A 13,594-nucleotide genomic window follows, 5' to 3' on the forward strand; every position below is an offset into this window, starting at 1 on the left:
AAGGATGCGCCCCCGGGGCGTAAGGGTGGCGGCTTTATCCTTACCGCATGGGGGCGTTTCCGCCCCCTACCGGTTCGTCAACCGCGCTTGTAGGTTTGCAGGCCCGGCTTGATGGCCTTGTCGTCCAAGAACTGCTTCAGGCCCTGCTCCCGGCCCTTTTCCGGATCGCGCAACTGGGCCTGGTCCAACTTGGCGTACAGGTAATCCTCGTTCTGCTCCCAGGTCAGTTCGCGGCAGCGCTTGAAGCCGTGCTTGGCGGCGCGCAGCACCACGGGGTTCTTGGCCAGCAGCACCTGGGCCAGCTTGGTGACCTCGTCACGCAGCTGTTCGCGCGGCACGCTCTTGTTCACCAGGCCCATCTGGGCGGCCTGTGGGCCGGTGAAGGTTTCACCGGTCATGATCAGGTGCAGGGCGGCGCGGTGGCCGATAGTGTCCGCCAGGGCCTTACTCACCAGGTTGCCGGGCGGGATGCCCCAGTTGATCTCCGACAGGCCGAACACCGCCTCGTCGGCGCAGATGGCCAGGTCGCACGCCACCAGGGGAGAGAAGGCGCCGCCGAAGCACCAGCCGTTGACCATGGCGATGGTGGGCTTGGAATACATGCGCAGCAGCCGCCACTGCCAGGTCGAGGCGTCGCGGCGCACCTTTTCCTGCAGGATTTCCGGGCCGGCATCGGTCTCGCGGAAATATTCCTTCAGGTCCATGCCGGCGGTCCAGGCGTCACCGGCGCCGGTCAGCACCAGCACCTGGGCGTCGCCATCCAGCTCCAGCGTTTCCAGCACGTCGACCATGTCCCGGTTCAGGGTGGGGCTCATGGCGTTGCGCTTGTCGGGACGGTTCAGGGTGACCCAGGCGATACCATCCACGACATCGACCAGGACGGTCTTCCAGCGATCCGCATACTTAGACTGGGACATGGGCCTCTAGGCTCCTTGGCTGCATTTCCTCCGGCGGCCGTTCCGGGCGGGCGATGCGCGGACGCTGGGCCCTTCATGTCCGGACGACGATTAACTTATAGAAGATAACTATTATGGGCGCAATAAATCTCGCGGACGATCTTCCATATCCGGCCCCGACCCCGATTGCCAGCCACGGACCGACGTTGCCGTTTGCGACGTCGCAAACGGTGACGGGTGGCAAATGGGAAGGCCGCCGGTACGCCGGGCGGAATCAGGGTGTCAGGGCTCAGGCACGAAAGGCGCGCAGGCGGTCAGCCGCCGTGGCGCTCTGATTGGCGGCGATCATCGACGGAATGACCAGGGTGACCGTGGTCCCCTGCCCGGGCACGCTGTCCACCGTCAAATTGCCCTTCAGCCGTTGGGTGACGTGGTTGTAGGCCACATGCAGGCCCAGGCCGGGATGGCCGCGTCCACGGGCGGTGGTGAAGAAGGGGTCGAGGATGTGAGGCAACACGTCGGCCGGGATGCCCCGGCCATTGTCCGCGACGGAGATCATCACCACGCCGCCTTCGGCCGAGGCCGTGACCGTCACATGGCCGTGGGACCCGGGGTCGAAGGCGTGGTCGGCGGTATTCGCCAGGATGTGGGTCAGGGCATTGACCAGGGATTCCGGCACCGTGGAAACGACCAAGCCATAGGGTACGTCCACCGTCAGCTCGATGGCGCCCTGGGCCAGGGCGGTGCGCGCCACATCGGCGACGTCGGGCAGCAGGGTGGAAAGGTCGACCTCCGTCACCTTGCTTTCGCCATCCTCGGCGGCGATGGCGGTGAAGCTCTTGACCAGGGCCGCCGTGCGCTTGGTGTTGCGCTCGACCAGGTCGGCCAGATCGGACCATTCCTCCAGCCCGGTTTCCAGCGCGCTGCGGGTCAGCTTGCCCTGGGCGATGTTGTCGCGCACATCCTCCAGGCTGCCGCGCAGGCTGCCGGCGGCGGTGAGCACGACGCCCAGGGGCGTGTTGACCTCATGCGCCACGCCCGCCACCAGCCGGCCCAGTGAGGCCATCTTCTCCTGCTGTATCAACTTGGACTGGGTGGTGCGCAAATCGGCCAGGGCCTGCGCCGTCTCCATCCAGGCGGTTTCGGCGCGGCGGTAGGATTCGGCGTTCTCCAGCGCGATGGCGCTGTAGGCGCACAAGGTGCGGAAGATCATTTGCTCGCGGTCGCCATAGGCATGGTCGGCGACCACCACCAGCACGCCCAGCACGCGGTTCTCCACCACCAGCGGGTAGGCCAGGGCCACACCGTCCTCCACCGTCTCCGTCAGCTCCTGCCGGCTTTGGGCGGCGCGGGCTGGCAGGGACAGCGGGTCGTCCAGATAGACGGGCTCCACCGCGCTGCCATCCGCCGTCGCCGGCTCTAGGTAAGCGCCCTGCAGGCGGTACAGCACCAGGCGGTGGCCGGTCAGCAATTCACCGACATAGCGCTTCAGTGTGCTCAGCACGGCGTCCAGGATCAGGGTGGCGGTGATGTCCTGGCCGGCATCGCCCAGGCGCCGCAGGATGGCGGCGGACTGGGTCAGGGCCGCGTTCGCTTCCGTCAGTTCCGTCGTGCGCTGGGCCACCACCGCCTCCAGCTCGCGCTGGCGGCGGCGCAGGATGGCGGTGCGGCCGCGCACCACAAGGCCCACGGCCCCGGCCAGGCCCGCGATGCCCAGGATTTGCGCCCACCAGGTCTGGTACCAGGCGGGCAGGATGGCCAGCGGCACCGTCACTTCCGCGCTGGACCATTGACCGCTGCGGTTGCTGCCCCGCACCCGCAGGGCGTAGTTGCCGGGCGGCAGGCTGGTATAGGCGATTTGCCGCCAGTTGCCGTCGATCTCCTGCCAATCCCGGTCCAGGCCTTCCAGTTTGTAGGCATAGCGGTTGCGCTCCGGCGCGGAGAAGTCCAGCGATGCGACCTCCAGACGGAAGCCATGTTCGTCTGGATTGACCGTCAGGGGTGTGGTGGTGTGCGCGACCTGCCAGCCCGGTACCTGCCGGCGCCCGATGTAGGCCTGGGTCACCACCACCGGCGGCACATAAGTCCAGTCCGCCAGCAGGCGGGGGTGGATCAGGGTGACGCCATCCTCCGCGCCGAACAGGATTTCGCCATTGGGTCCGGTGGCGACGGAGTTGGACCAATGGCTGGTCAGCCATACGCCGTCAGGCCGCTGGAAGGTACGAATGGCCATGGTGATGGGGTCGATACGGACCACGCCGGTGTCGGTGGACACCCAGATGAAGCCATCGACGTCTTGGGCCACGGCATTGGCGGTCGCCAGTTGGGGGTCAACGTCGCTGGCCAGGAAATTCACTGGCCGCCGGCCGCTGGCCTCTGGCCGGCCCACCATGGCGACGCCCTGGCCATAGAGGGCGGCCCACAGCCGCCCTTGGCGGTCGGTTGCCAGCGCGGCGATGTTGTGGCTGGTCAGGGTGGTGGGGTTGCCGCTGTCCAGGTCGATCTTTCGCACCTTGCCGGTATCCGTTTGGGCCAAATACAGGCCGCTGTAGGTGCCGATCCAAAGGCCATGATCTTCCGCCGGCAGCAGCACGGTGATGCGTTGGTCGCGCAAGCCGCCGTCACCCTGGCCCAGGGGGCGGACGGCTCCGGTGGATGGGTTGTAGGACCAGACGCCGATGTTGGCGTCGCCGATCCATAGCTGGCTACCATCCCATACGAGGCTGGAGATGTTCAGGCTGGTATCCAGACCCGCGACCCGCACCAAGCGCGCCGCGCCGGCGTTCAGATCGGTACGATACAGGCCGTCGCGGGTGCCGATCCAGACGGTGCCATCTTGTTGTACCGCGAAAGATCGGACCGATTTCGGTGGCAAGGCATGCTCGGGGTTGTCGGGATCCGATGCCAGGTGGGAGACAAGCTGGCCGGTGGCATCCAGCACATCGACCCCACCGCGTCCGCGCCCCAGCCACAGCTTGCCATCGGGGGAAACCATCATCGAATGGGCGCTGCGATCCTCCGTCTGGGGATTGGCCGAAATCGGCGTCAGGAAGCGAAAGGCTTGCGCCGTGGGATCGAAACGGCACAGCCCCTGGTAGGTGCCAACCCAAATCAACCCGGACTTGTCCTTGTACAGCGATAGGACATTGTCGTTCAGCAGGCTGTCGGGAACGGTGCGGTTGCGCTTGATGGCCTTGGCCGTACCGCTCGCCAGGTCGACTTCCAGGATGCCGCTGCCCATGGTGCCGACCCAAAAGATGTCCGGCGCGATCTCCAGAACGGTCCTGACCCAGTCCCCGGCCACGCTGGTGAAAGGGGCCGGCAGGGGCTGGAATTCGACCACGCCGTCCTTGTCCAGCCGCACCAGCAGCACGCCATGACGGCTGGTGCCCACCCATAAGCGGCCATGCCCATCCTCATACAGAGCGGTGACGCCGTCCATAGCGGCCGCGCGGGGCAGGGGGATGTTGCGGAATTCCGTTTGACCGGGCGGAAGGTAGGCCAGGCCATTGGCCGTGCCCACCCATAGATAGCCCCGGTGATCCCGCTTCAACGCCTGGACCTTGTCACCCACGACCCCACCGGCCGGGTTGTCCACGCCGTGCAGGTGATCGGCCGTCGTCTGGTTGGCGGATAGATGATCCAGGCCGCTTTCCGTTCCCACCCAAAGGCCGCCGTCGCCGTCATCCTCGATGCTTCGGACATCGATATGGCCCATGATTTCCAATGGTATCCGCACGAAACGGTCGGTGGCCGGGTCGTAGCGCACCAGGCCGGCGGCGCTGGTGCCCACCCAAAGCCGTCCTTGGGTGTCGGTATGCAGGGTGCGGATGTTGCTGTCGGGCAGGCCGTAGGGGCCGGTTGCTCCGCCACCATAAGATTTGAAGTGATATCCGTCGAATCTGGCCAAGTTATTGGCTGTGCCGACCCAGAGGTAGCCTTCCCGATCCTGCTCGATGGCGGTGATGTATTCGATGCTGCCGCCCCTGTCTTCGTTGTGTCGGGTGAACAGATCGATGATCGACTCATGCCACATTTCCGCCGCATGAGCCGGAAGCGGCGTGATTATGGATAGGCAGATAGCGGCCAGGGCGCCCATGCGCCTGATTTTGCCGAGTGATTGGCGAATTTTCCCAGGCAAGTCGGGCATGGCGCTCACTTACACGTCGAACCATGGTGTCAGCGTGACCATTGATCCATCCATCGCAATCAGCGCCTCATGGTGAAGACGGGGCCCTGGCAGGCCAGTCCAATACGATGCCGCATCCAGAATTTTTGCCAAGCCCCCGCAGTGATTTCACCCGCTTCTATTCAGCGGAGACGTTCTGCTCCTGGAGGTCCTCGACGGAGACGTTCTGCTCCTGGAGGTCCTCGACGGAGACGTTCTGCTCCTGGAGGTCCTCGACGGAGACGTTCTGCTCCTGAAGGTCTTCGACGGAGACGTTCTGCTCCTGGAGGTCCTCGACGGAGACGTTCTGCTCCTGAAGGTCTTCGACGGAGACGTTCTGCTCCTGGAGGTCCTCGACGGAGACGTTCTGCTCCTGAAGGTCTTCGACGGAGACGTTCTGCTCCTGGAGGTCCTCGACGGAGACGTTCTGCTCCTGAAGGTCTTCGACAGAGACGTTCTGCTCCTGGAGATCCTCGACGGTGGTGGCGAGTTTCACGGGTGCCGCGACCGGAGCGGCGGACTTGCCCAGCGCCGCCAGCCAGGCTTGTTCATCGGCGTTCAGGGCGCCGAAGCTGGTGACGTAGCGCACCGGGTCGGCGCGGAAGGCCTGGGCGGAGTTGGGGTCCAGAGCGATCTGCTGCATGGCCTTGAAATAGGCCGCGGACATGGCGGGCGGCGCGGACGGCACCAGGGTGATGGGGGCCTGTGGTTCGGTCGGGGCGGGCAGGGGCTTGCCCACGATGGCACCGATGCCCAGCCGCTCCGCCATGGCCATGTCATTGTCCAGGCTGTCCTTGGGCGGGATGTACAGCGTGCTGGCCTTGCTCAGGCGCTTCAGATTGGCCGGGTCCCTATAGGCGCCCAGCTTCAGGCGGCGCAGCACGGGCTTCTGGCCGGGACGGGTGGCCCCGACATAGTCGACGCAGGGGTGATCCGCGCCGTAAATCTCGATCAGGCGCTCGAACAGGATGGCGCGGCGCTCCAGGTTGTCGGTCACCGGCCGGAACAGGTCGCCCACGGGGCCCACCTGCATCAGCACCACATGCCCGCTGGTCACCAGCGGCCGGTTGCGCAGCAGGAAGTCGGTGGCCTCCAGGGCCTGATAGCCGGACTGGCTGGGGTCCACGCGCAGGTCGGCGAACAGATAGTCCAGCGACGACACGCCCGGCAGCAGGCAGGTGTCATAGCCCTCGGCCTTGGCCGCGGTCAGCGCCAGGCGGGCGGGCGCGACATAGAAACCGGGGTGGCCGTAGAACACGCCGGTGACCCGGCGGCCTGACCGCACCTCGGCCACCATCACCTCGGCCATTTGCACATAGGTCAGGCTGCGGCGCTTGTCGGCGCCATACAGGGTGGTGAGGTCGACGACGTTGGGATTCAAGGCATGAAGATCGGCCAGCATCAGCGGGTCGCGGATGCAATGGAACACGACATCGGCATGGCGGATGTGGCCCTCGGCCTCCCGGGTCAGGTGCCCCAACGCCTGCATGCCGGTGCCCACGATAGCCAGGCTGCCACTGGATTGTTTCGCTTTGGTTTCAGACAGGATCGCGTGTGCATCCGCAATTCTGGTGTCCGGCATAAATACCCCCATCGGTTGAGTTTGTACGCGGGCAGATAAGCTAACAGTCTGCCGTCCGATGGGGTAGATCCAATGTGTCGCGCGGCACGTTTAACGGTTCGCCCCGGTGCCAATGATCCAATGTCAATGGCGCGTTAATGGACCTTTGCAATCGGGCGGAGAATTGCATCATAGTGGCTGGAGTTAGCGTTAACGCAGATCAGGGGCGCTTCGTTGTTCGACATCGGCTTTTTTCGGATGCGGCTGAATCGCGTGCTTGGCTGCCTTGGCTTTGGCTTTTTGGTGATGGTGGCCGGAGTCCATTGGTGTGGCCAAGCATGTGCGACCATCAAGACAGAGCGAACGGTGTCAACGGCCGTCATCGGCAGCTGGCCAGTGAACTTGCATCCACTTCAAGGTGATGAATTCGGTCATGTCACGGTGAAGCGCTTCGTCAACCGGCCACTTCTGGAGGTTGGCCCGGAGGGACTGACCTGCATTTATTGCGTCTCGGTCCCCACCGAGACCAATGGCTCCTTACGGACGGTGCGCAATGTGGACGGAACCTGGCGTACGGTAGCGCATTACGTCATCCGTCCAGATGCGCGATGGGGCGATGGTGTCGCCATAACGACGGCTGACGTCGCGTTTACCTGGGACGTTCTAACAAACACCGGCCACGGCCTTGCCGACTCCGACCAACGTATCATCAATGTGCAGTCAATCCAGATTATTGATGAGAGGCAGTTCAACGTCGTTTACATAGGATCCGCGTGTAGCGATCAGTTGTCGGTGCCGCCGCTCATTCCTGCTCATTTGGAGAAGCCGATTTGGCTAAATAATCCTCTAGAATACTTCTCAAACTCCCTCTACGAGAGGAAACCTGGAACCCCTGGTCTTTACAATGGCCCCTATAGGGTGGTGGCCACTGACGGCACAGCCTTGCACCTCGAGAAGAATACTTACTGGCCAGGCCAGAAGCCGTCCTATGAAAAAGTTGATATCTTGGTTTTGGCCAACCAATTCGCTCTTGAAACAGCTGTCCGTGCTGGAAAAGTTGACGTCTTCACTACCCTGACTTTCGATGTCGGTAACCGATTAGCCAAGGACCTAGCAAATAGGTACAATGCCTTTTATGCACCATCCGATTTTCTTGTTCACATGAAGGTCAATTTCACCAATCCTATCTTTTCCGACTTGCGGGTCAGGAAGGCTTTATTATTTAGTCTGGATCGCGATGCCCTAGTTAGTTCAGTCTTGGATAAGAAGGGGACGGTCGCTCAAAGCTTATTAAGTCCCTTCATGCCCGGATACGCGCCAGTTAGCCGATATCCGTTCGATGTGGCCAAGGCCAATCAACTCCTCGACGCAGCTGGTTGGTTTAGGGGGCGTGACGGTATGCGATATAACATATCCGGCTCGCCGCTCAGGTTTGAGCTGCGGTATCGCGGAAACCATCCCTGGCCTCAATTGGCACCGCGCCTCGCGGAGGCTTGGCAGGCCGTTGGCGCGCAAGTCGATCTGGTCGAAGACGCAGCCCTGTCTGGCGATGCCGTGGATACGACCCAGCGGTATTCCGGGCTTGTCGGTTTCTCCCAATCCCTGGAAGGGGGGTTGGAAGCCGCCAGATTCTGGTTCCATTCGACGATGATTCCGAACGCCGCCAACGGCAAGCGGGGGAATAACTATTTCGCCGTGCGGATCAAGACGCTGGACGACGCCTTGGATCATTTGACCCAGGCGGGCTGTGCCGTTGACCCCCGGCGCGAAGCGCTGACGGAGGTTCAAAAGGCTTATGCGGATGATTTGCCGGCGTTGCCGCTGTGGTTCGGCACGGTGATCACGTTGGCGAACAAGCGCATTGACGGTGCGGTGGATGCGCGTAGCTTCGCGTCGGCGCCGGTAGAGTATTGGCACCCACGGCCGTGAGGGCGGTTGGGGACAGCCCTGCGTCGTCGGGGCTCGGGTGGGCTACTCATTGTCCGAGTGGGCGGCATCAAAATGGAGATCTCCCAAGGCAATGTGGCGACGCTCACCAGTCGTTAAATAACTCTGTGACGCAACTGGTGCGGGTGCTATGACCGTAGCTCCATGAAGGCTGTGGCAGCGGTCTCCAAAAAGCCAGGCGGGTGATAGAATTGGGAGCACTGGTGCGGGGCGATAGCGTCGATATGGGCCGGCGGGGAGCTGGCGTCCTGGCATCGTTGCGACAGGGTGCGCGCATCCGGGCGGCCCTGCGTATCCTTCTGCCAGTCCTGGCGGCGGGGTTCCTGATGGTCGCCCTTTTTGGAACCGGTGAACGGACCCTTTACCGTCTAACCGGCGCCATCGATCAGATCGTCGACCGGAACCTGGCCAGCAGCGTCAAGCTGTCGGATATCAATACACGGGTCCAGGCTGTAAACGCGCGTTTCAACCGGCTGCTGGCGGTCAAGTCGGCCGGGCGGCAAGCCGTCGATGTGTCGGTCGAATTGGGGGCGATCACGGCGCAGGTCGATCTCTTGGCCGCCGATCTGGAATCCTATCGCAACCTGTACGCCACGCCCGGCCAGCGGCCGCGCGTGGACGAAATCCTCCACAGCTTGGCCGATTATAAAGGTGCCGTCGCCTGGGTCGGCTCCATGCTGAGCATAGATTTCGCTAGCACGGTAAGTTTCATCGAGCCTTTTGGGGCAGTGTTCGGCCGTATGCAGGTCGATCTGAATCAGATCGTCATGGAAACCGGTAAGGACGCTCAGTCCAAGGCGGAGGAGGCGACACGGCAAGCCGCTGAAACGGTGCGCACCTTCCTGTATTCGGCGGTGGCGGTCATGCTTGGTGTAGCGATACTGGCTTGGTTGATCGGCCGGTACCAACAGCGCCTGCGCATCAATTCCGAATTGCTGCAGCAACAGGTGGAGGCGCGAACGGCGGAACTGCGTCAGGCGAATAGCGATCTCGCTGACTCGGCGGAAACTTTGCGGCAATTGGGTGATGCTGGCCGGGCGCTGACGGCTACTCTAGACTTGGCCGAAGTGCACGAGGCGCTTCACCAGCATTTGGCCGATCTTATCCCAATGGATGCCTTTGGTATCGCCCGGCGGTCAGGGGATGGCCGGGAGCTGTTGTTCGATCGCTTCATCCTGCACGGCGTCCCTATTTCCATTGCCCCTCGGGCCCTATCCGTCATCAACGAACCAGCCGCCCGGGCCCTTAACCAGGAGAAGGAAGTCCTGATCCAGGGGGAGGAAGCGCAGCGATGGGCGGCGGCCATTACCCCCGGTGGATTAAATGGTGGGCCGATCCAGGCCGCCATATGGTGCCCGCTGGTGGTCTCCGGCCGCGTGCTGGGGCTCATCACCGCCCAAAGCCGGGACATCGACGCCTATGGCCTGCGGACCGCCGAGGTTCTGCGGTCAGCATGCGCCTATGCGGCCATCGCCATCGCCAATGCATGTTCCTATAACGAATTGGAAGCGACGCTGGCGGAGTTGCGGGCGACCCAGGACAAGCTCGTCCAGCAGGAGAAGATGGCGTCGCTCGGCCGCTTGGTCGCCGGCGTGGCGCATGAGATCAACACCCCCTTGGGTATTGTATTGACGGCTGCTGGAAGTCTGCATGGCGGGGTCGCGGATCTAAAAGCTGCCATGGGCGAGGGCAGGCTGACACGAGCCGCCCTTGAGCAAGGTATTGCCGAATGGAGCGACTTGGCGTTGGTCGTGGAACGCAATGCCGTCCGCACCGCGACCTTGGTCAAAAGTTTTTCCGCCGTTGCCGTCGCCGAGGGCGACGGCCGTATCCTGGATACCGATCTGTCCATTTTGCTGACGGATGTGGTCGCTCTTTTCCGGCCCGCTTTCGACAAGGGCGGTATTCATCTGTCTCTTGAAATAGAAGATGGGCTATGTATACGCACGGTGCCGGAGCTGCTGACGGACGCTTTGACGCGCATTCTGGCGAATACCATTGACCATGCCTTTTTAGCCCGGCAGGGCGGCGAGGTTACGGTTTCCGTGGTGATGGATACTTTCGGCAGTGTGGTCTTGACGGTCGCAGACAATGGCTGTGGCATTCCCGCCGACGCTCTTGCTCATGTATTCGAGCCCTTTTTTACGACGGCCCGTGGCAGCGGCCACCCGGGATTGGGGCTGCACGTTGCCTTCAATCAGGTGACGCAGCGGCTAAAAGGCAATCTGGTGGTGGCGAGCGAAGCGGACGGCGGAACCCGCGTAACGATTCAAATACCACCACTGACAGTATAGGGAATCTACCCCCATAAGGGCACGTGCTGATGTTTGACACCCATTAAGGGCTATATCGTCCGTTGTTAATAGTATAAGATGCATAATAATTTGCCTTGTGCGTGAAAAATGAGGGAAAAATGACGCAATTTTTACGTGAAATGTCTCCCGAGGATGTGCAGAAGGTCCTGGGACGGGCGCTGTTGGAGCCCGGCTTCCGTAAGCAGTTCCTGGCTGACATCCCGGGGACGCTTGCCACCCTCGGCTTCAAGGCCTCGCCCGAAGCCCTGGCTTTCTTTGCCAAGCTGGGAAACCAGCCATTCAGCGATGCTGCCAGCGATATCGAGGGCTTCTTCGCGGCCAATCCGCTGCCCAATTCCTGGTTCTGACAACCCTAAAGATAAGGTCCCGCTCTAAGTGGCGGGCCCAATCTTCAATACATTCGCATGATTGAAATTAGTTTTCAGATGAATCTGCCTCTGCTTTAGCTTTTCGTGTGCTCTGTTCGAGTGAACTAAAAGATCGGGGGATGCTTCTATGGCGCAAACATTTGCTGATCATATTAATTCAAGTTTGGTAGCCCTGGGTTTTTCCGCTTCCGAGGCGAGCGACGCTTTCCTCCGTGCTCTCAATGAGCACGACATTCAAGACGAGGAAATGCTGCCCGCTGCGAACCTTCCAATTCCTAGTGTCTGGTATTGATATCCCATTAGTCCAGGCAGCTGACCCGATTGTTGCTGAACTCGTTCAGTGGCAATCGGGCTTGTCTCTAAAGTTTGAGCGCACACATGGCCGATGGATCGGCAGCGATTGAAAGCGGTGCCGGCCGCACCCTGCTGGTGGCCATGCCCGTTGCCGCCTTGCATTACCCCGTCATCGGCCTGTCCCTGCTGAAGGGGGCGCTGGCCCGCCAGGGGATGGCGGCGGATATCCGGCATTTCTATCTGGATTTCGCGGACTATATCGGTTTCGACGCCTATGCCGCGGTCGAGGACAGCCGTTATTTCCTGGCCATGGTGGGGGACTGGGTGTTCGCGGGGGCGGCCCATGGGACGCCGCAGGCGGAGCCCTTCACCTTCCTGAATGGCCTCATGGCGGGGGATTACGGCCGCTATTTCAGCGCGCAACGCCTGATGGGAATCCTGGAGGCCCGCACCAAGGCCCCCGGTTTTATCGAGCATTGCTTCGGCCTGGTCGACTGGTCGCGCTATGCCGTCGTGGGCTTCTCCACCTCCTTCCAGCAGACCATGGCCTCGCTGGCCCTGGCGCGGCGCATCAAGGCGGCGCACCCCCATATCCTCATCGTCTTCGGCGGCGCCAATTGTAGTGATGAGATGGGGGTGGAACTGCACCGCCGCTATCCCTTCATCGACGTTGTCGTGGGGGGCGAGGCGGAGGAGGTGTTGCCCGAGCTGGTGCGGCGCCACGCCGCCGGGCTTGACCTAGCGGACCTGCCCGGCACCACGGCGCGCGGGCGGGATGGCGCGACCGTCCCCGCCACCGCGCCGGCCGGCATGATCACCGACATGGACAGCCTGCCGGCCCTGGACTATGCCGATTTCTATGCCGACCGCGCCCGCCTGCCGGCGGTGGCGGAGCGCTTTCCCGCCTTCCCGCTGTTTGAGAGCGCGCGCGGCTGCTGGTGGGGGCAGAAGCACCATTGCACCTTCTGCGGCCTGAACGGCCTGGGCATGGCCTACCGCAGCAAGAGCCAGGACCGCGCCTATGCCGAATTGACCGCCGTGGCGGATCGCTTCGGGCGCGAGATCATGGTGGTCGACAACATCCTGGACAGCCGCTACTTCGGTGACTTCCTGCCCCGCCTGGCGGCGCTGGACCGGCCCTTGCTGCTGCATTACGAGGTCAAGGCCAACCTGCGGGCGGGTCAGTTGGCCCTGCTGGGCCAGGCCGGCGTGCGCAAGATACAGCCGGGCGTGGAATCCCTCAGCACCCCCGTGCTGGCCCTGATGCGCAAGGGCACCACCCTGCTGCGCAACGTCCAGACCTTGCGCCTGGCGGCGGAGGCCGGCGTGCTGGTGGACTGGTCCCACCTCTACGGCTTCCCGGGCGAGACGGCGAACCACTATCGCGCGGCGGCGGCGGTGGTGCCCAAGATCACGCACCTGCATCCGCCCGGCGGTTTCCACCGGGTGCGCGCCGACCGGTTCAGCCCGTACTTCAACGACCCGGCGGCCTTCGGCGTCACCATCCAGCCTGTGCCGGGCTATGCCCACATCTACCCGCACGACGCCGATAGCCTGGCGCGCCTGGCCTATCATTTCGATATGGTGCCGGAGCGGCCGGACGAAGATCTGGCTGCGGCCCATGCCGCCCTGGCGGCAGAGCTGGAGCGGTGGCGGAAGGGCGAAGCGACGCTGACCTTCACCCCGGCACCCGATGGAACGGCGGTGGTGGAGGATGGGCGTGCCGGCCCCCCCGCCGGCATGAGCTGGATGCCGTGGCAACGGCGGTGTTAGCGGCCTGCGCGGAAATCCAGGGTGTCGGGCCCCTGCTGAAACTCCTGGCGCCCCGCTTCGGCGCGGACGTGGTTACCGCTGCCGTGTCCGAGCTGGAGGCGCTGGACCTGCTGCTGCGCGAGGGGGACGAACTGCTGGCCCTGCCGTTGCGCCAGCCCGGTTTCGCCCGCGCCCCCCGGCACGAGGAAATCCGCGCCTCCTGGGGGCGGTCCTATTTCCACCACGCCCAGCAGGTGGCGGAGCCGGTGGCCTGACCTTCGCGGCAAGGGCCG

8 protein-coding genes are annotated in these 13,594 nt (G+C 63.2%); 5 read left to right on the forward strand and 3 right to left on the reverse strand.

Annotated features, from left to right (window positions below):
* Positions 1-77: 77 nt before the first annotated feature.
* The 3 genes from UCD39_RS12735 to UCD39_RS12745 form a co-directional block, all read right to left on the reverse strand.
* The gene (locus UCD39_RS12735; protein ID WP_145731899.1) at positions 78-917 is read right to left on the reverse strand and encodes a p-hydroxycinnamoyl CoA hydratase/lyase; all 840 of its coding nucleotides are present in this window, start codon (positions 915-917) and stop codon (positions 78-80) included.
* Between the two features lie 268 nt (positions 918-1,185).
* Positions 1,186-4,932, reverse strand: a complete 3,747-nt coding sequence (locus tag UCD39_RS12740) for a two-component regulator propeller domain-containing protein (protein WP_330496372.1) — start codon at positions 4,930-4,932, stop codon at positions 1,186-1,188.
* Positions 4,933-5,203: 271 nt separating this feature from the next.
* The gene (locus UCD39_RS12745; protein WP_330496373.1) at positions 5,204-6,565 is read right to left on the reverse strand and encodes an SAM-dependent methyltransferase; all 1,362 of its coding nucleotides are present in this window, start codon (positions 6,563-6,565) and stop codon (positions 5,204-5,206) included.
* 294 nt (positions 6,566-6,859) lie between these two features.
* On the opposite strand from UCD39_RS12745, the gene UCD39_RS12750 reads away from it, so the two are divergent.
* The 5 genes from UCD39_RS12750 (at position 6,860) to UCD39_RS12770 (ending at position 13,576) form a co-directional block, all read left to right on the forward strand.
* On the forward strand, positions 6,860-8,554 hold the full coding sequence (locus UCD39_RS12750; protein ID WP_330496374.1) for an ABC transporter substrate-binding protein: 1,695 nt from the start codon (positions 6,860-6,862) through the stop codon (positions 8,552-8,554).
* A 221-nt stretch (positions 8,555-8,775) separates the two neighbouring features.
* Positions 8,776-10,866: an ATP-binding protein gene (locus UCD39_RS12755; protein ID WP_330496375.1), complete on the forward strand. Its 2,091-nt coding sequence runs from the start codon at positions 8,776-8,778 to the stop codon at positions 10,864-10,866.
* 119 nt (positions 10,867-10,985) lie between these two features.
* Complete coding sequence (locus UCD39_RS12760; protein ID WP_145727543.1) at positions 10,986-11,234, forward strand: Os1348 family NHLP clan protein; 249 nt, start codon at positions 10,986-10,988, stop codon at positions 11,232-11,234.
* Between the two features lie 399 nt (positions 11,235-11,633).
* Positions 11,634-13,322, forward strand: coding sequence for a RiPP maturation radical SAM C-methyltransferase (locus UCD39_RS12765; protein WP_330496376.1), 1,689 nt, complete (start codon positions 11,634-11,636; stop codon positions 13,320-13,322).
* Entirely contained in the window at positions 13,304-13,576 is a 273-nt protein-coding gene (locus UCD39_RS12770) for a hypothetical protein (RefSeq protein WP_330496377.1), read from the forward strand. Before UCD39_RS12765 ends, UCD39_RS12770 begins: the two co-directional genes overlap by 19 nt.
* Positions 13,577-13,594 lie beyond the last annotated feature (18 nt).

Source organism: Nitrospirillum karajorum, assembly GCF_036348415.1.
Taxonomy (GTDB): domain Bacteria; phylum Pseudomonadota; class Alphaproteobacteria; order Azospirillales; family Azospirillaceae; genus Nitrospirillum; species Nitrospirillum amazonense_B.